The organism is Cohnella rhizosphaerae, assembly GCF_029525575.1.
GTDB lineage: Bacteria > Bacillota > Bacilli > Paenibacillales > Paenibacillaceae > Cohnella > Cohnella rhizosphaerae.
Map to the genome: position 1 here is coordinate 751,902 of NZ_JAPDIA010000003.1, position 23,430 is coordinate 775,331.

The 23,430-nt window shown below is 60.6% G+C and carries 21 protein-coding genes and 3 pseudogenes; 21 read left to right on the forward strand and 3 right to left on the reverse strand.

The window, feature by feature from the left end; all coding sequences use genetic code 11:
• Positions 1–189 precede the first annotated feature (189 nt).
• From OMP40_RS09115 to OMP40_RS09125, 3 genes are all read left to right on the forward strand, one after another.
• Complete coding sequence (locus OMP40_RS09115) at positions 190–390, forward strand: cold-shock protein (protein ID WP_277530813.1); 201 nt, start codon at positions 190–192, stop codon at positions 388–390.
• Between the two features lie 62 nt (positions 391–452).
• Positions 453–692 carry a cold-shock protein gene (locus OMP40_RS09120; protein ID WP_217594140.1) on the forward strand — a complete coding sequence of 80 codons (240 nt, stop codon included), beginning with the start codon at positions 453–455 and terminating at the stop codon, positions 690–692.
• A 161-nt stretch (positions 693–853) separates the two neighbouring features.
• On the forward strand, positions 854–2,242 hold the full coding sequence (locus OMP40_RS09125) for an MATE family efflux transporter (RefSeq protein ID WP_277530816.1): 1,389 nt from the start codon (positions 854–856) through the stop codon (positions 2,240–2,242).
• Positions 2,243–3,410: 1,168 nt separating this feature from the next.
• Here the strand turns inward: OMP40_RS09125 and OMP40_RS09130 are convergent.
• Positions 3,411–4,253, reverse strand: a complete 843-nt coding sequence (locus OMP40_RS09130; RefSeq protein ID WP_277530818.1) for a sugar phosphate isomerase/epimerase family protein — start codon at positions 4,251–4,253, stop codon at positions 3,411–3,413.
• Positions 4,254–4,581: 328 nt separating this feature from the next.
• Here OMP40_RS09130 and OMP40_RS09135 point away from each other — a divergent pair, with 328 nt between their 5' ends.
• From OMP40_RS09135 to OMP40_RS09160, 7 genes and pseudogenes are all read left to right on the forward strand, one after another.
• On the forward strand, positions 4,582–5,094 hold the full coding sequence (locus tag OMP40_RS09135; RefSeq protein ID WP_277530819.1) for an acyl-CoA thioesterase: 513 nt from the start codon (positions 4,582–4,584) through the stop codon (positions 5,092–5,094).
• A 116-nt stretch (positions 5,095–5,210) separates the two neighbouring features.
• Positions 5,211–5,915: a hypothetical protein gene (locus OMP40_RS09140; protein ID WP_277530820.1), complete on the forward strand. Its 705-nt coding sequence runs from the start codon at positions 5,211–5,213 to the stop codon at positions 5,913–5,915.
• A complete protein-coding gene (locus OMP40_RS39865) occupies positions 5,908–6,363 on the forward strand; it encodes a hypothetical protein (RefSeq protein WP_338131069.1) in 456 nt (151 codons plus the stop codon). The genes OMP40_RS09140 and OMP40_RS39865 overlap by 8 nt, the downstream gene beginning before the upstream one ends.
• A gap of 85 nt (positions 6,364–6,448) precedes the next feature.
• Positions 6,449–7,954 (forward strand): nicotinate phosphoribosyltransferase, encoded by a 1,506-nt coding sequence (locus tag OMP40_RS09150; RefSeq protein WP_277530821.1) that lies wholly within the window; start codon positions 6,449–6,451, stop codon positions 7,952–7,954.
• A gap of 21 nt (positions 7,955–7,975) precedes the next feature.
• Positions 7,976–8,743, forward strand: a complete 768-nt coding sequence (locus OMP40_RS09155) for an NUDIX hydrolase (RefSeq protein ID WP_277530822.1) — start codon at positions 7,976–7,978, stop codon at positions 8,741–8,743.
• Positions 8,744–8,832: 89 nt separating this feature from the next.
• A pseudogene (locus OMP40_RS39870) lies at positions 8,833–8,910 on the forward strand (hypothetical protein); the annotation flags it as partial.
• 100 nt (positions 8,911–9,010) lie between these two features.
• Positions 9,011–9,730: an ADP-ribosylglycohydrolase family protein gene (locus OMP40_RS09160; RefSeq protein ID WP_338131070.1), complete on the forward strand. Its 720-nt coding sequence runs from the start codon at positions 9,011–9,013 to the stop codon at positions 9,728–9,730.
• Here the strand turns inward: OMP40_RS09160 and OMP40_RS09165 are convergent.
• Positions 9,727–10,641, reverse strand: a complete 915-nt coding sequence (locus OMP40_RS09165; RefSeq protein ID WP_277530823.1) for an ArsR/SmtB family transcription factor — start codon at positions 10,639–10,641, stop codon at positions 9,727–9,729. The two genes, OMP40_RS09160 and OMP40_RS09165, sit on opposite strands and share 4 nt — an antisense overlap.
• Positions 10,642–10,792: 151 nt before the next feature.
• On the opposite strand from OMP40_RS09165, the gene OMP40_RS09170 reads away from it, so the two are divergent.
• The 5 genes and pseudogenes from OMP40_RS09170 to OMP40_RS09190 all read left to right on the forward strand — a co-directional run bounded on the left by OMP40_RS09170 (position 10,793) and on the right by OMP40_RS09190 (position 17,492).
• Entirely contained in the window at positions 10,793–12,565 is a 1,773-nt protein-coding gene (locus tag OMP40_RS09170) for a glycoside hydrolase family 2 protein (protein ID WP_277530825.1), read from the forward strand.
• A 161-nt stretch (positions 12,566–12,726) separates the two neighbouring features.
• Entirely contained in the window at positions 12,727–13,251 is a 525-nt protein-coding gene (locus OMP40_RS09175; protein ID WP_277530826.1) for a hypothetical protein, read from the forward strand.
• A gap of 1,002 nt (positions 13,252–14,253) precedes the next feature.
• Positions 14,254–15,369, forward strand: a complete 1,116-nt coding sequence (locus OMP40_RS09180; protein ID WP_277530828.1) for a cell wall hydrolase — start codon at positions 14,254–14,256, stop codon at positions 15,367–15,369.
• 5 nt (positions 15,370–15,374) lie between these two features.
• A pseudogene (locus OMP40_RS09185) lies at positions 15,375–16,296 on the forward strand (aldo/keto reductase).
• Between the two features lie 212 nt (positions 16,297–16,508).
• A complete protein-coding gene (locus OMP40_RS09190; protein ID WP_277530830.1) occupies positions 16,509–17,492 on the forward strand; it encodes an Rpn family recombination-promoting nuclease/putative transposase in 984 nt (327 codons plus the stop codon).
• 62 nt (positions 17,493–17,554) lie between these two features.
• On the opposite strand, the gene OMP40_RS09195 is transcribed toward OMP40_RS09190, so the two are convergent.
• Positions 17,555–18,343, reverse strand: coding sequence for a YheC/YheD family protein (locus OMP40_RS09195; RefSeq protein WP_277530832.1), 789 nt, complete (start codon positions 18,341–18,343; stop codon positions 17,555–17,557).
• A 610-nt stretch (positions 18,344–18,953) separates the two neighbouring features.
• Between OMP40_RS09195 and OMP40_RS09200 the strand changes: the two genes are divergently transcribed.
• From OMP40_RS09200 to OMP40_RS09225, 6 genes and pseudogenes are all read left to right on the forward strand, one after another.
• Positions 18,954–19,751: a phenylacetate--CoA ligase family protein gene (locus OMP40_RS09200; protein ID WP_277530834.1), complete on the forward strand. Its 798-nt coding sequence runs from the start codon at positions 18,954–18,956 to the stop codon at positions 19,749–19,751.
• Positions 19,748–20,188: pseudogene (locus OMP40_RS39875) on the forward strand (pyridoxal-phosphate dependent enzyme); the annotation flags it as partial. The gene OMP40_RS09200 and the pseudogene OMP40_RS39875, both read left to right, overlap by 4 nt.
• A gap of 34 nt (positions 20,189–20,222) precedes the next feature.
• Positions 20,223–21,764 (forward strand): pyridoxal-phosphate dependent enzyme, encoded by a 1,542-nt coding sequence (locus OMP40_RS39880; protein WP_338131071.1) that lies wholly within the window; start codon positions 20,223–20,225, stop codon positions 21,762–21,764.
• Positions 21,765–22,335: 571 nt separating this feature from the next.
• Positions 22,336–22,605 carry a hypothetical protein gene (locus tag OMP40_RS09215; protein ID WP_277530837.1) on the forward strand — a complete coding sequence of 90 codons (270 nt, stop codon included), beginning with the start codon at positions 22,336–22,338 and terminating at the stop codon, positions 22,603–22,605.
• Positions 22,526–22,834 (forward strand): chemotaxis protein CheX, encoded by a 309-nt coding sequence (locus OMP40_RS09220; protein ID WP_277530838.1) that lies wholly within the window; start codon positions 22,526–22,528, stop codon positions 22,832–22,834. Before OMP40_RS09215 ends, OMP40_RS09220 begins: the two co-directional genes overlap by 80 nt.
• A gap of 4 nt (positions 22,835–22,838) precedes the next feature.
• Positions 22,839–23,219 carry a response regulator gene (locus tag OMP40_RS09225; RefSeq protein WP_277530839.1) on the forward strand — a complete coding sequence of 127 codons (381 nt, stop codon included), beginning with the start codon at positions 22,839–22,841 and terminating at the stop codon, positions 23,217–23,219.
• The last annotated feature ends 211 nt before the right edge of the window (positions 23,220–23,430 follow it).

Here is a 23,430-nt window from a genome sequence, read left to right on the forward strand (position 1 = left end):
CGAAGCGCGTTGCCCGCATGCGGATTGCTTTTCGCCAGTTGCTGTGATATAGTTGTCTTATTGGAATCGTGACCTTAAATTCATCTATTGCAGAGGGTTATTATTTTAATGACTAACCTTGTGCAATATATGAATTTTTTATTTTGTACCTTAAAATGAGAAGCTCATGTAAAAAATGGAGGTGTTTTCATGCAAAACGGAACAGTGAAATGGTTTAACGCAGAAAAAGGATTCGGGTTTATCGAGGTCGAAGGCGGCGAGGACGTATTCGTACACTTCAGCGCGATCGTCGGCGAAGGCTTCAAGTCGCTGGACGAAGGCCAACGCGTCGAGTTCAACGTCGTCCAAGGCAATCGCGGCCAGCAAGCCGAGAACGTCATCAAACTGTAAATGAAGAATGAATCCCCGAACGACTCGTTTTGGGGATTTTTTATTTGAAGGGGGACGATCCATTGAATTATTCTTGGAATAAACCGTTGGAAAATTTACCCGAAGAAATGACGACGATCTGGTCCTGCACCAAAGACGGCTGCAAAGGTTGGATCCGCGACAACTTCTCGTTCGAGGACGTGCCTACGTGCATGATCTGCAAGTCGGTCATGGTCCGCAGCGAAAAGGTGCTGCCGATTCTGATCTCGTCGGACCACCAGCTTAAGCAGCATCGGAAAAACCAGCGGAAAGCGGCGCTGTAAGCCGTTCTCCGGCGCAAGCAGGCGTTTTTCCCCCATATGCGATCCCTGTCCGCAGCCTGCCGAGGTTGTGGATTTTTCTTTTTGCCACTAGAATAGGACCCGCAGGTATAACGTTTGCAAAGGTTGCGAAGCAACGATTATCCGGGAAAAGAAGTGATAAGGTGAGACCGCTTCAACTCAAGGCGCGGACGCACGCTTATCTGGACAGGCGTTTGACCGGGTCGTCCATGGATTACCGCAAAGTGATCGCTTTATTTATCCCGATCCTGATCGACCAGGCCTTTATCGTCGGTCTCAACCTCGTGAATACCGCCATGATCAGCTCGTCCGGCGTCGCGGCGGTCGGCGCGGTCAGCACCGTCGATTCGCTGAACATTTTCCTGATCAACGTCTTCGTCGCCGTGGCCACCGGGGGCACGGTCGTCGTCGCGCAGTACAAGGGCAGCGGCAAGGAAGAGATGATCTCCAAAGCCGCAGCGGGGACGGTCGCCTCGGTCGCGCTGCTGTCGCTGGGCATCGGCCTGCTGGTAGCGTTGCTGCATGCGCCGGTGCTTCAGGTGCTGTTCGGCAGGGCGTCGCCCGACGTGTTGGACCACGCTCGCGTGTATTTGATCGGCAGCTGCGCGTCCTACCTCGGCATCGGCGTCGTCCAGGCCGTATGCGGGGCGATGCGGGGCATCGGGAGGTCCCGGGTGTCGTTGATCCTGTCGCTCATTATGAATCTGCTGTACGTCATTCTGAATTTCGTCTTCATCAACGGGCTGGACATGGGCGTGCTCGGCATGACGATCGCGGTCAACATTGCGCGATACGCGGCGGCAGTCTGCGCGATCGTGTACATTTTGCGGATCGATACGTCGCTGCGGCTGCGCGTCGGACAGCTGGTCCGCGTGCCGTGGGACATGCTGAAGCGGATCATGACGATCGGCGTGCCGTTCGCGGCGGAGCAGATGTTTTTTAACGGGGGCAAAATGCTGACCCAGGTGTTCATCGTCAGCATGGGCACCTATGCGCTCGCGGCGAACGCCATCAGCGGCACGATCGCGATGGTGTACCAGATACCGGCCGGCGCGATGTCGCTGACGATCGTCACGGTCGTGGGCCAATGCATCGGCGGCCGCAACGTCGGGGACGCCCGCAAGTTCATCAAGTCGTTTATCTGGCTCTCCTCCTGCTCGTTCGTGGTGATGACCGCCATCCTGATGCCGCTTTTCCATCCGCTGGTGAGCCTGTTCCATCCGCCGGCCGACATCGTGGACGATATTTTCTGGCTGACGCTCATCAACGCGATCGCGCAGATCCCGCTCTGGTCGATCAGCTTCATCCTGCCCGCGGGACTAAGAGCAGCCGGGGACGCCCGCTTCACCTCGATAGCGTCGATGCTGTCCATGTGGCTGTTCCGGATCGTGCTCGGCTACATCCTGGGGATCACGCTCGGGTTCGGCATTATCGGAGTCTGGCTCGCGATGAACTGCGAATGGGGCGTGCGGGGCATCCTGTTCCTGAAGCGGTTCCGCGGGGACAGGTGGTATGCGAAAAAGTTGATTTAAGGACTTTGATGAATGCAAAAAAAGGATGAGGCAGCATGGGGCTGCTTCATCCTTTTTTTGAGGTGCATCCTATTTTGTGGTGCATGACGCATCTCCGCCATCAATCGCGCAAAAGTCCGGCATTTTCTCCCGTCACACATTCGATTTTGCCAAAAACGACCGGCTACCGTGGATTTTTGCGTTGGCACTAGGATCACCCAAGCGCTTCCCCGAGTCGTGAGCCGGCGTTGTTCCTAACCGGGAACAACGGGGCGCATCGCTTGAGCCGTGAGCCGGCGTTGTTCCTAACCGGGAACAACGGGGCGCATCGCGCGAGCCGAGAGCTGGCGTTGTTCCTAACCGGGAACAACGGGGCGCATCGCGCGAGCCGAGAGCTGGCGTTGTTCCTAACCAGGAACAACGGGGCGCATCGCGCGAGCCGAGAGCTGGCGTTGTTCCTAACCAAGAACAACGGGGCGCATCGCGCGAGTCGTGAGCCGGCGCTGTTCCTAACCGGGAACAACGGAGCGCATCGCGCGAGTCGTGAGCTGGCGTTGTTCCTAACCAGGAACAATGGGGCGCATCGCGCGAGTCGTGAGCCGGCGTTGTTCCTAACCGGGAACAACGGGGCGCATCGCGCGAGCCGAGAGCTGGCGTTGTTCCTAACCGGGAACAACGGGGTGCAGCGCCCGGGCCGAGAGCTGGCGTTGTTCCTAACCAGGAACAACGGGGCGCATCGCGCGAGTCGTGAGCTGGCGTTGTTCCTAACCAGGAACAACGGGGCGCATCGCGCGAGCCGATGGCTGGCGTTGTTCCTAACCGTGAACAACGTGGCGCATCGCTTGAGCCGAGAGCTGGCGTTGTTCCTAACCAGGAACAACGTGGCGCATCGCCCGGGCCGAGAGCTGGCGTTGTTCCTAACCAGGAACAACGGGGCGCATCGCCCGGGCCGAGAGCTGGCGTTGTTCCTAACCAGGAACAACGGGGCGCATCGCGCGAGCCGAGAGCCGGCGTTGTTCCTGATCAGGACAAACGGGGCGATTATCACTTGTAGCCAGCTGCAGGTTGCGCCAAGTCAGGAGCATGTGCGCTGCGCCGCCCATGGTTTAAACGCGTCAGCCCGCGCCACCGCGTCAGCTCGCGCTCACCGCGTCAGCCCGCGCCACCGCATCAGCTCGCGCTCACCGCGTCAGCCACCGCTTAATCCTCGGCGTGCCGTCTCGCGTCCCTCGCGCACGAAGCGCGCCGCGGCTTCCATCTGCGCCGCCGCGACGGCCTCCAGCGTGACGAAGCCGTGGGGCTTCTGCGCTTCAAGCTTCTCCCAGAAGCGGCCATAGTGCAGCTGGCCCAGCCCCGCGGCCGTCTCTTGGACGCCGCCGTCTGCGACGCGCACCAGATCCTTGGCATGGGCGCTGACGATACGCGTGCCCAGAAGCCGAAACGCTTCGTCGACGACCTGATCCTGGTCGTCCAGCGTGCGGCCGTCGAGCAAATTGCACGGATCGAGGACGACGCCGACGCACGACGAAGGGAACCGTTCGATCGCGGCCGCCAGCGTCTCGGGCGTGTCGATCAAGTGCCCCTGGGCCGCCTCCAGTCCGATGACGGCCCCCCATCGGTCGGCTTCATCGACGAGCTCCTCAAGCGCGCGGTCGAGCAGCGCCGCGTGCTGCGCAAGGCGGCCGGGGTCCTGGGGCACGCCGACCTCGGTCGCCACGATCGGCGCGCCGAAATGCCGCGCGTGACGCAGATGTTCCTTGAACCGATCGACGTTATAGCGAAAGTTGTCCTCGTCTAGATCGATCAGGCTGGCGTAGCACCCGAGCACCGCGATCCGGACGCCTCGGTCCGCGAACGCGCCGCCGATCTCGCTCGCGAGTCCCGGGCTGAGCTTGCCGAGGGAAAAGTCGATGCCGGCAATGGCCTTGGACAGCGCCAGCTGCACGTACGAAAACCGATGCTCGGCCACCTTGTCGGCCAGTTGCGCGTAGGGCAGCGTACCGAGCAAATGCGCCAAAATGCCAACGGTCATGGAATGCTCCTTTCGTGCGCGTACGATCGCGCTCGCCGTTTATGGCGTTCGTCTGATTTCGACTGTTTGACTATTCGAAGATTGACTGTTACTATCCGTCTCGACTGTGCGACTGTGCGACTGTGCGACTGTGCGACTGTTCAATGCTCGACTATTCGACTATTCGACGCCGGAGCGCGCCTTCCTTCATCCCTCGCTCTTCCTTCCGCACGCTTCCTCCCGCACTGTCCCCCCGCACCCTTCCGACCGCTCCCGGGGCATAAGGTCCGCCAGGCTGGGGACAATGAGCCAAGCAGACCATTTACGGGATAAAGGGAGGCGAGCCGAGTTGGAAAAAAAGTTCGTTAAAGAGACCCGCTGCGTCAAAACCTCCCGCGTATTCCCGACCGACGTTAACAATCACGAGACGCTGTTCGGCGGCAGGCTGATGTCCCACATCGACGACATCGCGTCGATCTCCGCGTCCAAGCTGTGCAGGGTCACCGCTGTCACGGCTTCGACCGATTCGGTGGACTTTTTGCTCCCGATCCGGCAGACGGACTCGGTATCGCTCGAGGCCTTCGTATCGTGGACGGGCAAACGTTCGATGGAGGTGTTCGTCAAAGTGATCCGCGAGGATCTCCGAACCGGAGAGCGCCGGATCGCGGCGACTTCGTTTCTCACCTTCGTCGGGCTCGGCGACGACAATAAGCCTGTCTACGTGCCGCAGGTCATTCCCGAGACGGACGAGGAGAAGAAGCTGTTCGAGACCGCGGTGCACCGCAAGGAGATGCGCGCCATCCGGCGGGAACAAAGCAAGGCGTTCGCGGATTTTCTGCTGGCGAAATACCCTTGGGAGTAACGCGCGCGCCGATTCCGGCGCTTTTTTTGTTATTTCGGGTCACAAAGACCCCTTGACATTCTTTAATATTGTCATTATGATAATATAAAAATGAGATATAAAGCGAGGCGATCCCGATGGACTACTATCTGGAGGATGATCATGTCGTGTCCCGGCTCGTGGCGGAGTGGCGCAAGTACGGCCGGCTCGTCGTCGCGTACGACTTCGACAACACCGTGTTCGATTACCATCGCGCGGGCCTCTCGTTCGACGACGTGCCGCGGTTGCTCAGGGAATGCCGGGCGCTGGGCGCCTACCTGATCGTCTTTACCGCCTGCGCAGCGCAGCAATATCCGGCAATCCAAGATTACCTGACGGACAACGGCATTCCGTTCGACGCCATCAACGAAGATCCGCCGTTCGTGCCTTCCGCGGGCGGCAGGAAGATTTATTTTAACGTACTGCTCGACGACCGGGCGGGACTCGGCTCGGCTTACCTGTGCCTGCAGTCGGCCCTGGACATCATGAAGCGGGGGAGCGTGAATGACATGATTCGGTTAAACGGACAGACGCTGGACTTCGAGACGTATCCAAACGGGGGAGACGCGGGTGAATGGGGAATGGATCCTTGCGCTGGCCCGCGAGACGGACGGCAATCGGGTCGCCTTCAAGTACGAGACGGACGCCGACCTGATCAAGCTGATGTTCGTAAAAAACTATCTGGACGAACGCGGTCTCGGGCAACGGACGACGCTGGACATCTATTACATGCCGTACAGCCGGATGGACCGGACGGAAGGTGCGTCGGTCTTTACGCTAAGGTACGCGGCGCGAATGATTAACGCCATGAACTTCGCGCGCGTGACCGTCGTCGAGCCACATTCGGACGTCACCCCCGCGCTGCTCGACCGCAGCGAAGCGGTGTACCCGACGCTTGAACTGCTGAGCCGGGTGACGGCGGAGACGGGATTCGATCCGGCGGCGGATTACCTGTTCTTCCCGGACGCGGGGGCGCAGAAGCGGTACGGCCAGGTGGACGGCTTCAGGCAACTGGTCGGACACAAGGGAAAGGGACTTCCGCACGGGGCGCATTCAGAAGCTGGACGTCGCCGGGAGCGTCGATCGAACGGGTTTCAAAGCGATCATTATCGACGATCTTTGCTCGTACGGCGGCACGTTCCTGCTGAGCGCGGAGCGGCTTCGGGAGCTGGGCGCTTCGCGGATCTACCTGCTCGTGACCCATTGCGAGAACGCGATCCGCCAAGGCAAGCTCCCCCGCTTCGGGATTGATCGAACGCGTCTATACGACGGACACGATCCTTGACGGTCCAAGCACGGAATTCATCCAAATTTATCCGATCGGAGGCATGCTGCCATGACCGCGACGAACACGAACAACTACGTTTACCCGGCTACGCTATTGTGCGACTTCTACAAGGTGAGCCACAAAAATCAATACCCGCAAGGCACGGAGCGCGTCTACTCGACCTGGACGGCGCGCACGAGCCGGATCGCCGAGATCGACAGCATCGTAGCTTTCGGCTTCCAGGCTTTTATCAAGGAATACTTGATCGATTACTTCAATTTACACTTCTTCGGCCGGACAAAAGCGGAGGTGGCGGACGAGTACAAGCGCGTCATCCGATATGCGCTCGGCACGGCGGATCCCGATGCCGCCCACATCGAAGCGCTGCACGATCTCGGCTACCTGCCGATCAAGATTAAGGCCGTTAAGGAAGGCAGCCTCGTGCCGGTCAAGGTGCCGATGCTCACGATCGAGAACACGCAGCCCGCGTTTTTCTGGCTCACGAACTACCTGGAGACGCTCATGTCGTGCCAGCTGTGGGGGCCTGCCACGAGCGCGAAGCTCGCCTTCGAATACCGGAAGCTGCTCGAGCACTTCGCGCTGAAGACGAACGGAGACGCTTCGGGCGTGCCTTTCCAGGGACACGATTTCTCGATGCGGGGCATGGGCTCGCTGGAGGCGGCCAAGGCGAGCGGCGCGGGGCACCTGCTCTCGTTTACCGGTACGGATACGATTCCTGCGATTTTGTATCTGGAGGACCACTACGGCGCCGATATGGAAAAGGAGCTCGTCGGCACCTCGATCCCGGCGACCGAGCATAGCGTCATGTGCGCGCACGGACGGGACGAAGCCGCTTCGTACCGCTATCTGATCAAGGACGTGTACCCGAGCGGCTTCGTATCGATCGTGTCGGATACTTGGGATCTGTGGACCGTCCTCGACGTCGTCATCCGCGGGCTGAAGGACGATATTTTGAGCAGGGACGGCAAGGTCGTCATTCGGCCGGACAGCGGCGATCCGGTCAAGATCATCTGCGGCGACCCCGACGCGGAGGAGCCGCTGGCGCGGCGCGGCGTCATCGAGATTCTGTGGGACATCTTCGGCGGCACGACGACCGACTGCGGCTACAAGCAGCTCGACAGCCACATCGGCGCGATCTACGGGGACGCGATCACGATCGCGCGCTGCCGGGAGATTTGCGAGCGGCTCGCGGCCAAGGGCTTCGCGTCGACCAACATGGTGTTCGGCATCGGGTCGTTCACGTACCAGTACAATACGCGCGACACATTCGGCTACGCGCTCAAGTCGACGTACGCGGTCGTGGACGGCGAGGAACGCAAAATTTACAAAGACCCGAAGACGGACGCGGGCAAGGTCAAAAAGTCGCAAACGGGGCTCGTTCGCGTCGTCCCGCAGGACGGTACGATGATCTGTGTTGATAATCTGAACAAGGAAGAATACGATCGATACAGCGGGACCGATCTCTTGGAGGACGTGTTCGTCGACGGGCGCCTCGTGCGCGCGCACACGCTCGGCGACATCAGAGCCAGGCTCCTCGGGAACCTGCAGGACTAAGCGACAGGGGTCATATTCCAAATGAACGATAACCATGCAGGATCATACTCCGCCGCGGGATTCCGCACGCCCGACGGCGCGCCGACGGACATCGTCGTGTTCACGATCACCAAGACCGAGCGGACGGGGGCCAAGAAGGCGCTGCCGCTACGAAGGCTGGAAGTGATGCTGATCAAGCGCAAGCAGTGGCCGTGCGAAGGCATGTGGGCGCTGCCGGGCGGATTTACCCGCGAGGCGGAGACTGTCGAGGCGTGCGCGCGGCGGGAGCTGATGGAGGAGACGGGCGTTGCGGACGTGCACCTTGCGTACTTCAACGTCTACAGCGAGCCGGGTCGCGACCCGCGCGGCTGGATGATCTCCCACGCTTTCTTCGCGCTCGTCGAGGAGCGGTACGTGGCAAGCCGCAGAACGTCGGACGAAGCGTCGGACGTGTCGCTGTGGCCGATCGAGGAGGCGCTTAAGATGGAGCTGGCGTTCGACCACCGGACCATTTTGCGGGATGCCGTAGCGCGGATACGCCGGGAGATGCTGACGACGACGATCGCCAGGGAATTTTTGCCCGAGACGTTCACGATTGCGGAGCTGTACCAGGTAATCACGGCCGTCGTGCCGTCGTTCGAGGAAAAAAACTTTATCCGCAAGGTGACTTCTACGCAGAGCCGCAGAGGCATTCTGGAGGAAGTGCGCGACGCGGAAGGCCGGCCGGCGATGTCCAACCGGTACTCGCAGCGGCCGGCGCAGCTGTACCGGTTCACCGAATATGCGCCGGAGCTGTCGATTTACGGCTAAGATGAACGCGCTTCGGATTCGCGGATCATGGCGTCCTGCGGACGGAATCGGGATGAAGCTGGGATAGAGACGGAGCGGGAGGCGACAAAATGAAACTGGCTGAACGGATACGAGGCGGCTTGTACGGCGTGGCCGTCGGGGATGCGCTGGGCGGCACGACGGAGTTCATGTCTCCGCGGGAGATCGCGGCCCGTCACGGTTATCTGACGGAGATCGTCGGGGGGCGGCGTATGGCGCCTCGAACCCGGCGAGGTGACCGACGACACCATGATGACGCTGTGCGTCGCGGACGGCATTCTGGCGTCACCGGACGATCCGATCCGGGCGATCGGGGAGCGCTTCTTGCAATGGTATGCGTCCAAGCCAAAGGATATCGGGAACATCATCCGAACCGTGCTCGCTACGTACGAAGGCAATTGGTTCGAGGCCGCGCTGCTCGCGGATTTGAATCTCGGGCAAAGCGCGGGCAACGGCTCGCTGATGCGATGCCTGCCCGTGGCGCTGTGCTATCCGGATTGGTCCGACGTGTCGCGCGTGTCGCGGATGCAGTCGAAGATGACGCATTACGACGAGCTGTGCAACGAGGCGTGCGAGATATATAACCGGATCGCGTTCGCCATGCTGAACGCAGACGCCGGACTTCGCGAAGCGATCGCAGCCGCCGTCGCGGGCACCGCTTATGAAGAGAGGCTCGCCAGGGAGCCGAACTGCGAGTCCAGCGGCTATGTCGTGCACACGTTCCGCTGGGTGCTGCATCTGCTGCTGACGTCGGATTCCTTTGAAGAAGTGGTGCAGCGGGCCGCGAATCAGGGCGGGGACTCCGATACGATCGGCGCGATCGCAGGCGGGCTGGCCGGCGTGCATTGGGGCTTCGCCGGCATCCCCGAGCGCTATTCCTCGCGCATCCTGGTCAAAGAGCGGCTGGATCGGACCGTCGCGGCGACGCTTGCGTTGAGATCGAAGGACGGCTTGGCGCCGCAGCGCTAATAAGCGACGGTCGCCTCGATATCGTGGGCATAGTTGCCGAAGCGGCTTCCGAACAGGCTGACGCCACCCGGATAGCGGGCTTCTTCGGCCGAAGCGATGCGCAGCCGGATGTCGCTGCCGGCCGTCAGGCCCAGCGTTCCCGTCGTGATGTCCGACATCCGCACCCCGTCGATGTAGCTTCCTTCCTCGTTCACCAGCAGCGTCTTCAGCACGCCGTGCTGCGAATTGCTGGAGCCCCACCATGCCGGATTAAGCCTTCCGCGCTGGCTCCCAAAGTCGCCGGGACAGGTCCATACGCCGAGCTCGACGCCGTTCACCGAAAAAGCAATGTCCGACGGCCAATCCTCCCTGTAGCCGGGCGCTTCCGAGCCGATCTCAAGGGTAACGCGGAGCTCTCTGGCCCGCGCGTCGCCGATCAAATAGTTGGGCACCCGATACTCCACGTAACCGCTGGCGAACCAGAGATGATGCGCTTCGACGCGCTCGGGCGCATCGAAGTAGCGGGGATCGTCCAGCAGGCCGATGAGCTTGCGTGGCGAGGCCAGTCCACATGTCGGCTTGACCTGGTAAGCGGAATAGTGTCCGATCGGAATGGAGACGGCGTAGCTGGACGGATCGCGTGCTTCCGGCTTCCGGGCGTCCGCCTGGAAGAGGAGAACAAGCCGTTCCAGGCTGAGCGTGCATATTTTCTGTTTGCCGCGGGTGCCAGCGGCCATATGGGTGGACACGATGCCGGCCTGCTCGAGCTTTTGCATATGCTTCGTTACGATCGCCGACGAGAGCGAGAGCTCGTCCGCGATCTCTTTGACGTACATCGGTTTGTCCCGCAGCATCTCGATGATGCGCACCCGCGTCTCAGACGACAGGCATTCCAGCAGCGGCATATGCCGCGTACCGACTTCGATCTCCATGTCGTTCCCTCCGTCTCTATGATTAACCGTGGAGTTAATTATACTACATAAGAGTTGACAATCAAGCCGGTCCGAGATAAGATGTGATCGAATATGCGCATTGATATATTAATTATTAACTTTTCGATTAACTAATTAGGAGGGTAAATCGATGTCCGAATTCCAAAAGTCCGCCCCCAGACAGGACTACCCCAGACCGCAGTTCGTTCGGGACAGCTGGGTCAATTTGAATGGAGAATGGGAATTCGAGTTCGACGATGCCGCGGTCGGCATCGGGCAGCAGTGGCAAGGCGGCGCTCGCGAATTCAGCCGTCGCATCCAGGTGCCGTTCGCTTTTCAAAGCAAGCTGAGCGGCATCGGCGAGCCGGACTTCCACGATATCGTCTGGTACCGCCGCGCCCTCTCCCTGCCGGCAGACTTTAAGGGCAAGCGCGTCATTTTGCACTTCGGGGCCGTCGACTACGAAGCCTCCGTATGGGTCAACGGCACGCTTATCGCCACGCACGAAGGCGGACATACGCCTTTCTTTGCCGACATCACGGACGCGCTGCGCCCGGAAGGCGAAGGCGATACGCTCGTCGTTCGCGCCGTCGACTACAGCCGCGACGTTACGCTGCCGCGGGGCAAGCAGTACTGGCTGTCCGACTCCGCGAGCATTTTCTACACCCGTACGACGGGCATCTGGCAGACCGTATGGGCGGAGGCTGTGTCGTCCGCGCATCTGGCCTCGGTTCGCTGGGCACCGGACATCGACCGCAACGACATCGGCCTGCAACTGGCGGTGGCGGGATGGGCCGGTCAGACAGACCTGAAGGTCAAGGTCGACATCACGTTCGAAGGCGAGCCGGTATCGAGCGATATCTACGCGATCCGTTCCGCGAACGAAGCCCGCACGATTCATTTGCAGGGGCTGAACGACCATGGCCAAGGACGCTGGTGGTCGCCGGAGAAGCCGAACCTGTACGACGTCAGCCTGACCTTGTACGAGGGGGAAACGAAGATCGACGAGGTGTCCAGCTATTTTGGGATGCGCAAGGTGTCGATCGAAGACGGCAGATTCAATCTCAATAACCGCCCTTATTTTCAGAAGCTTGTCCTCGACCAGGGCTACTTTCCCGACGGCAACCTGACGCCGCCGAGCGACGAGGCGATCCGCAGGGACGTCGAGCTGACGAAGGAGATGGGCTTCAACGGCGCGCGCAAGCACCAGAAGCTGGAGGATCCGCGCTATCTTTATTGGTGCGACCGGCTGGGGCTCCTCTTGTGGAGCGAAGCGGCCAACGCCTACCAGTACTCGAACGACTATGTGCGCCGCTTCGTCGGCGAATGGCAGGCTTCGATCGCGCGCGACTACAACCACCCTTGCATCGTCGTCTGGGTACCGCTCAACGAGAGCTGGGGCGTGCCGAACATTCAGATCGACGAGCGGCAGCAGCACCATGCGCTCACGATGTACCACTTGACCAAGTCGCTGGACGCGACGCGTCTGGTCGTCTCGAACGACGGCTGGGAAATGGTAAAGACGGACCTGCTCAACATCCACGACTACGAGTATCGGCGCGAGGTGCTGGAGACGCGCTATGCCGAAGCGGATCGCGCGGCGAACGGCATGCCGTCCGGCCGACGCTTGACCGTCGGCGGTTATGCGTACGAGGGCCAGCCGATTCTCGTCACCGAATTCGGCGGCATCGCCTACAAGAAGAGCGAGTGGGAAGGCTGGGGCTATTCCGGCGCGGAAGACGACGAGGACTTCGCGGAGCGGCTGCGCGCGGTCATTCAGCCGCTGCTCGGCTCGGGCGTCGTCCAGGGCTATTGCTATACGCAGCTCACCGACGTCGAGCAGGAGATCAACGGATTGCTGACGTACGACCGCGTTCCGAAGCTGCCTGTCGAGGCGATTAAAGCGATTAACGAAGGGAAGTAAAGACAGTGGCGGCTTCGCTTGGCACGCCGCGTGCGACTCCGGCCTATCAAACTCGCAAGAAAATAGGTTCCAAAAATAGACGGTCTAATAGTTAAACGGACAATCCCTCGGGTGCTCGTCTCCATAGATTGGAGTATCACCGATCAAGGAGGGATTTGTAGATGATCAACAAGAGAAAGCCAATGGCAAAAACGGCGCCCAGGCGTGCCGGAGCCAAAGTGCTCTACCCGCTGCTGGAGGTGTACGCTGGCACCAACTTCACGGGCGCTTCCAAGCGATTCCGTGGCAACATCGGCGTGCAGCGACTGGCATCGGTCAACCTGGACGACGATCTTCAAAGCCTGAAGCTCTCTTCGCCGACGAGCACCGGAACCGTGGTGCTGTTCGAGAACAACAATTACAAGGGCGAATACGTCAGATTCGGCACCGGCAACGTCGACGATCTCGCGGATTATAACTTCGCCGACCGGGCATCGTCGCTCGTAGCGACTTCGCTCACGCTGTCCGACGCCGACATTCAGGAGATTCAACAGAACGGATTGAAGAGCAGCTTCGGCGAAATTTTGAAAATCGTGCTGGCCGCGAGAATTCGGCGCGCAGCCAAGCGCAGAGGCGGCAAAAAAATAATCAGATCCAACCGCGCCCGGTCCCGGGGGGCGGTTTTTTTTGGACGATTCAGCACATAAAATCATGGGAAAATCAAGGAACCACACGCTAACCTTAAGAAAAGAAAGACGAGAAGGCAGGCGGGTGGTTCGAATCAGAACGGCGGGCAGCCGCTGAAGGCAGTCAGGCAAAAAATATCGGACCCAGGAGACGTTATATCTTAAAAACCTGTCCAAATGGCGATGGTTTCGGACTGGAGGGCCGTTATTCATCCGGATCACGACAAAAAAAAGGCCGGCAAACCCGAAATAGCGGCGCCTGGGTCCGCGAGCAGACCGCCAATCGCGACTTGAATAAAAATAAGGGCTCCTCAGTCCGTCAGCCACGTGCGAATATACAAACACAAAGGCCGCCGGGGCTCTAAGTATGCACGTAGATCAACAGTTGGCGGGTCAGCGAGGAATAACCATCCCAAGTATGCACGGATCAACAGTTGGCGGGCCAGCGAGGAGTAACCATTCCAAGTATGCGTGGATCAACAGTTAGCGTGCGAAGAGGCGACGACCGGCGGTCGAAGTATGCCATGTAGTTGACGTGCAATGAGGCGGCCGCTGGGACGATCCAGCGGTTTTTTTTAGGAATGTCAGAACGTAAAAATCAGCACATTTTTTAAACTGGAAGCTGCGTTTGGAGGAGGGGGATCAAGCGCAATTACGCTAATCTCGATACAGTGGGGCTAAGGGCCGAGAGCTTAGAGTTGAGAGCAGGGAGCGATAAGTGCTCAAAAGCAGTTAATAAGCGCGGTGATCCGGCTGCGGAGGAAATAATGGTTAAAACGCATTTATTTTGGTTTAAAACAACGATCGGATAGGCGGCGAGCGGAAGGACGACATACCTGAGAGGGCCGGTAGAGTGATACGCGTTGCTGTCTGTTATCGACGATCGATCGCCATTTTCGAAGAATTCGGGACAAGCAAGCGCTTACCCAGGATGAAAAATCACTCATTTTTAAATTTTTCCTTTTTTAATGTCTGTATAATAGCGAACAGTGCTGATCATGGATTTCATTTCGTAAAAGGGAGATGAAGCTCATTCAACGGCTGACCAGAATCGCGATCCTGGCCCTTGCGCTTGTCCTGGCGCTTGGCACGGGCGCGGCATTCGCAAGCGCGAATAGCGCGAATAGTACGAATAGCACGATCAGCGCCCTATACATAGCAGACATGAAGGTCGAACTGAACCAAAACTTATGGACGATCGGCGGGTGGACCTATGCGCCGGTCAAGGAGCTGGCGGATCTCATGCGCTGGACGCTCGAGTACGACGGAGAGTCCGGACGCACGACGATACGCAACGACCTCGGAGACGCGCTCGCATTCAAGGCGGGATCGTCCGATGTCGCGCTGAACGGCCGCACTTACGATATCGGCGGCACGGTCCGGCTGAAGGACGGCGTCACGTATGCGCCGCTGCGCGTCGTCGCGGAGTCGATGCACGCCAGCGTTGGCTGGAAGGATCAGGAGAAGATCGCGGTCCTCCGGCAAGAAGCGCTGTACACGGTCGCCGCCGGCGATACGCTCTGGCGCATCGCGGAAGCGCACGATACGACCGCGACCGCGCTGAAGGTTCGCAACGGGCTCTCGAGCGAAGCGCTGGCCGTCGGACAGCAGCTCAAGGTCGTCGCGCCGACGTTCCTCGATCCGGACGTCACCGAGCAGAAGTCAAGCGCCGCCGCTGCGGAAGCGATCGATCCCGCCGAGCTGACGTTGCTCGCGAAGCTGGTGGAGGCCGAGGCGGGCAGCGAGCCGTACGCGGGCAAGCTCGCCGTCGCGAGCGTCGTCATGAACCGTCTGCACAACGACAGGTATCCAGACACGTTGCGGGGCGTGATTTACGCGCCGGGGCAGTTTTCCCCGGCCGGCAACGGCAGCCTGGAGCGGGAGACGCCTTCCAAGGACAGCCTGAAGGCGGCCAAGGCCGCCCTGTCCGGCGAGAACAATGTTCCGGGCGCCTTGTCCTTTTTTAACCCGCAGCTTGAGCCTGCCAAGGCCAAGCGGCTGAAGGCGATCAAAAAAAATCGGCCATCATGTGTTCGTCTAGCGAACGGAAGCGGGAAGTACGTGGAGCGGGAGCGGGGCAGATGCCCCGCTCTTTGCCGTTTCGGGGCATCTGCGTTTGATTGGGTAAACTGTTTATAGATTCTATGGAAAGAGGCGAATGTTCATGGAAAAAAAGAGCGTACGGCAAGACGGGCATGCAAGTAAGCGTACTGGGGTTCGGCGGCGCGGAGATCGGGTTCAGCGGCGCCGATCAGCGGGATGTCGATCGGCTGCTGGGCAGCGCGCTGGACGCGGGGCTCAACCTGATCGATACGGCGGAATGCTATAAAAACAGCGAAGAGCTCATCGGCCGAGCCGTATCGGGCAGACGCGACGACTATTTTCTTTTTACCAAATGCGGACATGCGGCTGGTCTCGATCTGCCCGACTGGGATCCCCGCATGCTGGCGCAGAGCATCGACCGCAGCCTCGAACGGCTCCGGACGGACTATGTCGACGTGATCCATCTCCACAGCTGCTCCGAGGAGGTGCTGAGGCAGGGCGACGTCATCGACGTGCTGAAGCGCGCCAAGGAGCAGGGCAAAACGCGGTTCATCGGCTATAGCGGAGACCATACGAACGCGCTGTATGCCGTTCGCACGGGGGGCGTTCGACTCGCTGATGACGTCTTTGAACATCGCGGACCAGGAATCGGCCGATCTGACGCTAAAAGAAGCGGCCGAGCGCGGCATGGGCGTCGTCATCAAGCGTCCCGTCGCCAACGTGGCATGGCGGCATACCGAAGCGCCGGATCCGAAGGCTTACGAATATCCTTACTGGCAGCGGCTGCAGAAGCTGAAGTACGATTTCTTGCAAAACGATCTGGAAGAAGCGGTCGGCAAAGCGCTCCGCTTCACGCTCTCGACGCCCGGCGTGCATTCGGCGATCGTCGGCACCGCGAATCCGCACCGCTGGACGACCAATGCGAGACTGCTGGCGCAAGGCGCGCTGCCGGCAGACGAGTACGAAGCGATTCGCGCGCGCTGGCGTCAGGCGGCCGAGAGCGATTGGATCGGCTTGGAATAAAATTCGCGAACATGCATTCCCTTTTTTGCTTCGATTATGGTTTAATAAAAGCATTACGTTAGCGGTGAAGCACACCCCGACGGTCGTCCATGACGGCTTGGTCGGGGTTTTTGCTTTTTCCGGTCGGAGGGGGGAGCATTGGTGAGTCTGATCATGCTTTTACGGCGGAGAGCGGTGCATTATAATGGACGTATGACACGGAGGGACCGCGCGTGAGCGGCGGGAAGAAGACCGCAAGCTTTTCGTTTCCCCACGATACGTCTTACCGTTACTTGCTATCGAGCAAGAAGCTGTTCGTCGAATTGATTCGCTCCTTCGTCGCCCGCGAATGGGCGGAAGCGATCGACGAGACCGAGCTGGAAGCGATCGATCACTCCTTTGTTTTGCCGGACTTCGGCCGCAGAGAAGCGGACTTGGTGTATCGGCTCCGCATGAAGGGCAGGGACATTATTTTTTATGTTCTGCTGGAGCTTCAATCCACCGTCGATAGGTCCATGCCCTACCGCCTGCTTCAGTACCAGACGGAGATTTGGCGGTATCTGCTTCGCAACCGGCCGTTCAAGGAAGGCGGTCACTTTACGCTCCCCGCTATCGTGCCGATCGTGCTGTACAACGGCCAGCGTCCATGGACGGCGCCAAGGCAGCTTCGCGCGCTCGTAGAGGGACAGTCTGCGTTCGGCTCCGAGCTGCTCGACTTCGAATACGTGCTTATCGATGTCGAACGTTATACCGAGCGAGAGCTGCTGGAGCTGTCGAATACGATCGGCGCCGTATTTCTGCTCGATCAGTCGGCGGACCGCCGGCAGCTGCACGATCGGCTTGCGAAGCTGATGGGGACCGTGCGAGCGATGCCCGAAGAGCTGAAGAACCAGTTTCTCAACTGGCTGGCGAACATGGTCGCCAGGCAGCTGCCGGACCCGAGCAAGGCCATTGACGATATGATTAACCACTTTAAGGAAGAGGGGGAGATCGTCATGGGATTGCAGCAGAACCTGGAGGCGATTCGGAACAGCGGCGTGGAGGAAGGACGCGAGCAGGGCCTGAGAGAAGGATTGGAGCAAGGACTGGAGCAAGGTCTGGAGCAGGCCGCGCTTCGCATGCTCAGGCTGGGACTGGATCTCGATGTCATCGGCGAAGCGACGGGTTTATCCTTGGATAAGCTTCAGAGACTTCGCGACCGGAAGAGACAAGTTTAATCGCCTCTGCGACATAGAGCATTTTTTCGCCGCAGAGGACGACGGTTAGCCGGTTGCGTTACTCACGTTCCTGTTTTAGCCTTGCCGCACTTCAAGCAGTATCGTCTGCCGTACCTCCGGCCGTAGCGGACGATCCGGCGTATAGCCGTCCGGTCCTCAAGCTTGGCGAACGGACAAGGGTCCGGGCGGGTATTCACCTCCAGAATCCAGGGCTTCATTCCGCGATCGACGGCGATGTCGATGCCCAGCTCGTTCATGGCCGGATATTCGCTTCCGAAGCGGCCGGCGGTCAGCAGCGCCAATCTTCGCATCGCCCCGATCGCGCGGACGGCTCCCGTGCGGCCCGCTGCGGGTCCGAGCAGCCGCATGGCTTCGAAGATCGAACCGCCCTGGCTGCCGTTCGAGACGATCTTGCCCGGATGGGCGACGCGGCCCGCGATGCCGGTGACGTCCCACCGGCCCGCAGCGTTTTTTTGCGCCATGACGCGAAAATCGAATGGCCGGCCTTCGTGCCGCAGCACGCGCACGCCTTGTTGAATCAAGTGGCGTCTTTTTCCCATGCCGCGACGCAAGGATCGATACATTCCCGCGTAAGTGTCAAACTCAAACCGCTCCAAGCCGGCTTGATATCGATAACGGCCCTTCGCCCTCCGCTCGACCCGCATGATGCCCACGCCCTGCGAACCGGTGTCCGGTTTTACATACACCATCCCGTATTTCCCCAACATTTCCTTCAGCCCGGCCCCGGAGAACGGCGCGGCGGCCGGCACATGAATCGCCAGCTTGCCGCCGAGAAGCAGCCTCGTTTTGATGAGCTTGCTGGACACGGTCTGTATATCGCGATTTTTCACGTCATTTCCCCCTGCCCTGTGCTGATCTATCATACGAACGCCAAGGGACTTTTGCGATTGCCGCTGGCTGGGGACGACCGACAGCGCGGATTTTGAACGTCGGACCGCCCGGCGACATATGTTGATAGCATCCCGGAATAGGCTTCGACCTCGACGGGCAGGGAGTGAATCGAATGTCCGAGTCCGCGGGCCGCAAGGTCCTTGCCGAACGGATGGCGCAGCGATTTCCGTGGTATCGCGGACTTCCTGGCTGGAACGCGGCGCCGAAGGCGCCTTTGCCCCTGATCACGGCTTCCGTGCTGGAGGCTTTTTTATTATACGGATCACAATCCGCTCGCGCTCCGCGACGATTTGCACCGCTATCGGACTTCGGGCACGAGCTCCGGCATCCGCAAGACGATCTACTATTCCGAGCGGGACGAAGCGGCGTATTTGCGCATTAAGGAAGCTGTCTTTCGCGAAATACTCGGGAACCGAGGCTACCGGACGGCGGTATCGGATATGGGGACAGGACATGCCGAAGCGACGGCGGCAAGCGTGTTTCGCAGCCTGGGCATGGAAGTCCATACGCTGTCGTATCGGGATCCGGTAGGGCGGCACGTCGAACAGCTTGCGGCGCATCCGCCCCGAGGTGCTCTATACGATGCCCTCGATTTTGGACCGGATTCTGCTCGCGGCGGAAGATTCGCGCGCATTCGGCGTGCGTCAGGTCGTCCTGGTCGGCGAGATCGCGGCGCCGGGCTGGATAGAGCGAGCCGCCGGCCGTCTTGGCATCGAACCGGACGCGATCGTCGATACGTACGGCTCGATCGAGATCGGCACGATCGCCTATTACGATCATCGGCACGGTCGGTACTTGCTGGCCGAAGGAATCGAAGCGGAAGGGATCGGCGCCGAGACGTTGGGCGAGGCGTATGAGCCCCTGCCGGCGGGAGAGCAGGTGCTCGTGCTCACGTCGACCGTCCGCGAGGCGTTTCCGGCGCTTCGCTACGTCACGTACGACGTCGTCCGCGATTTGCGCGACATCGTCGCAGGCGGCGTACGGAGGCAGAGCTTTAGCGGCATCGTGAAGCGTATCGGCCCCGAGCTCAAGCACGGGGAAAAAATCAGCGTTTACGACATTGAAAACGCGGTTTATCGGCATATTCGCGACGCGGGCGTGCGCGTCAACGTGTCGGGCAACGCCCTGCGCGTACATCTGTACGGCGTGCCGGAAGCGGACGAAGCGCTGCTCGGCCGGGTGCGCGAGGAGCTGCAGGACCGCATTCCCGAGATCGGCGCCATGATCCGGGGCGGCATGCTGGCCGGCATCGACGTCGTCGCCGAAGCCGGCTTCGACGACGAGCAAAGCCGCGCCGCCGTAAAAAACAAAAAAAATATTTTACACGTAAAGGTCGGGTTCGCATGAGACTCGAAGGTGGCATCGCGGAAGCGATCGGGCGTACGCCGCTGATCCGGTTGGGGCGGCTGTTCGCCGGCGAACCGTTCGAGGCGTACGGCAAGCTGGAATGGATGAATCCCGGCGGCAGCGCCAAGGATCGCCCGGCGCTGTACATGCTGCGCGAAGCGATCGGGCGCGGAGAAGTGACCGAAGGCAGCGTGATCGTGGAGTCCAGCTCGGGCAATCTGGGCATCAGCCTTGCGCAGCTGTGCGCATATCTGGGACTTCGGTTCATCTGCGTGGCGGATCCCCGGACGACCCGGCGGCACCTGCAGATCATCCGGAGCTTCGGCGGCGAGATCGAGCTGGTAACCGAGCCGGACGCGCGCACGGGCGAATATTTGCCCGCCCGCATTCGCCGGGTGCAGCAGCTGGTGCGAGAGATCCCCGGCGCGTATTGGACCAACCAATACGGCAATCCGGACAACGCGCTGGCGCATGCGGAGACGACGATGCGCGAGATCGGGGGAGCGGCTCGGGGCGATCGACTATTTGTTTTGCGGCGTCAGCTCGTGCGGCACGATCCGCGGCTGCCGCGATTATATCCGACGACGGGGCTGGTCGACGAAGATCGTCGCGGTCGACGCGGAGGGCAGCGCGCTGTTCGGCGGATCGGACGGCCGGCGGCGATTCCCGGGGCTTGGCGCCGCGAAGGTGCCCGACCTGCACGAAGAGGCGCTGGCCGACCTCGTCGTGCGCGTATCGGACGCCGATTGCGTGAGCGGCTGCCGGTCGCTCGTCCGGCGCGAGGCCATCCTCGCCGGCGCGTCATCGGGAGGCGTCGTCGCGGCGATCCGGCGGATCGGGCCCGACCTTCCGCGGGGAGCGGCGTGCGTCGCGATTCTGCCCGACCGGGGGGGAGCGCTACATGGACACGGTGTACGACGACGACTGGGTTCGGCGGGAGCTCGGTCTTGCGCCCGCGCCAGAAACGGGTTCGGAGCAGGCGCGTCCCGCCCGGGCGGAGAGCGAAGGTGGCGAGGAATGATCTATTTGCACGACGGGCATATCCGGACGCTCGGCATCGACTGGCGCCGGTTGATCGGCATCGTAGAGTCGGTCGTCCGCGAACGGGACCGCGGCGCGTGCGTCAGTCCGGTCAAAACGTATCTTCGCTACGGCGACATGCGCAACCGCATCATCGCGATGCCGGCCTACGTCGGCGGGCCGTTCGAGCTGGCCGGCATCAAGTGGGTGGCGGGCTTCCCCGGCAATATCGATCGGGATTTGCCGCGCGCGAGCAATGCGATCGTTCTCAACGACGCGCGGACGGGCATTCCCTCGGCCTTTATTCGGAGCTCGCTGCTGAACGGCTTGCGCGCGGCGGCGGTCAGCGGCCTGATGCTGCAGGCGTACTTGGCGGCGCGGCAGCCGAAGGACGTGCGTCTCGGCATCGTCGGCTGGGGGCCGATCGGCCGCCTGCACCTCGACATGTGCGCGGACCTGCTCGGCGATCGGCTGAAGCGTGCGACGCTATTCGATCTGCGGCCGATCGATCCGGAGACGGTTCCCGCGGACCTGAGGGACGTCGTGGACATCGCGAACGATTGGCGGGAGCTTTACGATGCGTCGAACGTATTCGCGACGTGCACCGTGTCCGCCGAGCGGTACGTCGACGCGGCGCCGCCGGCCGGCGCGCTGCTCCTTAACGTCTCGCTGCGCGACTACGAGCCAGGCAGCGTATTCGGCAAAGCGATGCCGGTCGTGGACGATTGGTCCGAGGTATGCAGGGAAAACACGGATATCGAGCGGCTCCACGCGGCATGCGGACTCTCGGAAGCGGATGCGCGCACGCTCGCGGACGTCGTATGCCGGGATGCGCTGCTGGCCGTGCCCGAAGAAATGCCGGTTTTTTTTAACCCGATGGGACTGGGCGTCTTCGACATCGCGATCGCGGGCGATTATGCGAAGCGCGCCGCGGAGCGGGGGGATCGGGATCGCGCTGGAGGAATGCTGAGCGAAATGAGTCCAAAGACTTAAGGTCGACGCCGGATTTTCATGGCGTCGGCTTTTTTAAACAAATCAGAATGTATAACTTTCGGGGTGAAGCTCAGACTTCACCCTTTTCTTAATTACATGGGACTGCCGAGACGCAGCGACGCTCGGAGCGAGTGGATTTGTTCCTACATGGGACTGCCGAGACGCAGCGACGCCCGGCCGAGCGGATTTGTTCCTACATGGGACTGCCGAGACGCAGCGACGTCCGGAGCGAGCGGATTTGTTCCTACATGGGACTGCCGAGACGCAGCGACGCTTGGCCCGAGCGGATTTGTTCCTACATGGGACGACCGAGACGCAGCGACGCCCGGCCGAGCGGATTTGTTCCTACATGGGACGACCGGGACGCAGCGACGCCCGGCCCGAGCGGATTTTTTCTGGACAGACGCAGCCATCCCTCTATCGTCCCGTAGCTTCCCATTGCGGGCATCCGCAATGGGCAGCTGCCGTATTCCGCAAAAATTTGCGGTACCGCGCAATGGATTTTCGGTTACAGGGAAAAACCAGGACTTTATGATTAATGTAGTTCGAAATAACCGGTCAGGAGGCCGCCATGAATATACGATCGTACACGTCGGCAAGCGAAACGGGCTGGAACGAAAGACGCTCGGACGAGCTGCTGCAGGACATTTTGCAGGCGCTGCGCCAGGTCGTGCCGCTCCCGCTTGACGTTACGGATCCTCGCTCGGAGGAGGCGCAAGGGCAGGAAAAATGGGGCGTTCTTATCGGCGTGACGGGGGGACGTGTACGGACGCGTCGTCATCCTGGGCGAGGGCGAGGTGTTCGGGAAGCTCGGCGAAACGATGTTCGGGATGCGGCTTGAGGGCGAGATGCTTCATTCCTTCGTCGGAGAGCTGGCCAATATGGTCGCAGGACAAGCGGCGACGATCGTTGCCGGAAGGGGTTGCAGGATCGACATCACGCCGCCTACGGTCATCGCCGGCCGCATGCACTTTTACGGTTTGAACAACGTCGTGCGGATGTCGGTCGCGTTCGAGCGCGCGGGCGAGCTTCATTTCATCATATCCAGAGATACGGAAGGGAAGGTGTGACGCCATGGCCACGATATTGGTCGTAGACGATGCGGCGTTCATGCGAATGATGCTCAAATCGATCTTGCAAAAAGGCGGGCACGAGGTCGTCGGCGAAGCCGAAAACGGCGCGGTCGCGGTGGAGAAATACGCCATGCTGAAGCCGGATCTCGTCACGATGGACATTACGATGCCGGTCATGGAAGGGATCGAGGCGGTGCGGCTGATCAGGGCGGGCCACCCGGAGGCGCGGATCGTCATGTGCTCGGCGATGGGCCAGCAGGGCATGATCATCCAGGCCGTGCAAGCCGGCGCCAAGGACTTCATCGTCAAGCCTTTTCAGGAGGATCGCGTCATCGAGGCCGTCAACAAGCTGCTCAAAGCGGAAGGGAAGGCGGTAACGTGAACAATCTATCCGTCAAAAATCGGCTGGCGATCGTGCTGGCGCTCCTGCTGCTGCTGCCGAGCTCGGCGATCGGCTGGTTCTCCTACCGCAGCGCGGCTGGAGAAGTCAAATCGCAGATTCAGGGTGCCGCGAGGGAAAACGTGCAGGCCGCAGAGAGAAAAATCCAGGACCAGATCTCATCCGGCATACAGGACGTCGATTATCTTGCGGG

What these genes read in the sequence shown, in the direction of transcription:
- OMP40_RS39880 (WP_338131071.1), top strand. Translation starts at nt 20,223, where the DNA reads ATGCGGAGACGACGATGCGCGAGATCGGGGGAGCGGCTCGGGGCGATC.
- OMP40_RS09140 (WP_277530820.1), top strand. Translation starts at nt 5,211, where the DNA reads ATGGACTACTATCTGGAGGATGATCATGTCGTGTCCCGGCTCGTGGCG.
- OMP40_RS09180 (WP_277530828.1), top strand. Translation starts at nt 14,254, where the DNA reads ATGAAGCTCATTCAACGGCTGACCAGAATCGCGATCCTGGCCCTTGCG.
- OMP40_RS09150 (WP_277530821.1), top strand. Translation starts at nt 6,449, where the DNA reads ATGACCGCGACGAACACGAACAACTACGTTTACCCGGCTACGCTATTG.
- OMP40_RS09170 (WP_277530825.1), top strand. Translation starts at nt 10,793, where the DNA reads ATGTCCGAATTCCAAAAGTCCGCCCCCAGACAGGACTACCCCAGACCG.
- OMP40_RS09165 (WP_277530823.1), bottom strand. Translation starts at nt 10,641, where the DNA reads ATGGAGATCGAAGTCGGTACGCGGCATATGCCGCTGCTGGAATGCCTG.
- OMP40_RS09215 (WP_277530837.1), top strand. Translation starts at nt 22,336, where the DNA reads ATGAATATACGATCGTACACGTCGGCAAGCGAAACGGGCTGGAACGAA.
- OMP40_RS09115 (WP_277530813.1), top strand. Translation starts at nt 190, where the DNA reads ATGCAAAACGGAACAGTGAAATGGTTTAACGCAGAAAAAGGATTCGGG.
- OMP40_RS09225 (WP_277530839.1), top strand. Translation starts at nt 22,839, where the DNA reads ATGGCCACGATATTGGTCGTAGACGATGCGGCGTTCATGCGAATGATG.
- OMP40_RS09175 (WP_277530826.1), top strand. Translation starts at nt 12,727, where the DNA reads ATGATCAACAAGAGAAAGCCAATGGCAAAAACGGCGCCCAGGCGTGCC.
- OMP40_RS09130 (WP_277530818.1), bottom strand. Translation starts at nt 4,253, where the DNA reads ATGACCGTTGGCATTTTGGCGCATTTGCTCGGTACGCTGCCCTACGCG.
- OMP40_RS39865 (WP_338131069.1), top strand. Translation starts at nt 5,908, where the DNA reads ATGATTAACGCCATGAACTTCGCGCGCGTGACCGTCGTCGAGCCACAT.
- OMP40_RS09160 (WP_338131070.1), top strand. Translation starts at nt 9,011, where the DNA reads ATGATGACGCTGTGCGTCGCGGACGGCATTCTGGCGTCACCGGACGAT.
- OMP40_RS09155 (WP_277530822.1), top strand. Translation starts at nt 7,976, where the DNA reads ATGAACGATAACCATGCAGGATCATACTCCGCCGCGGGATTCCGCACG.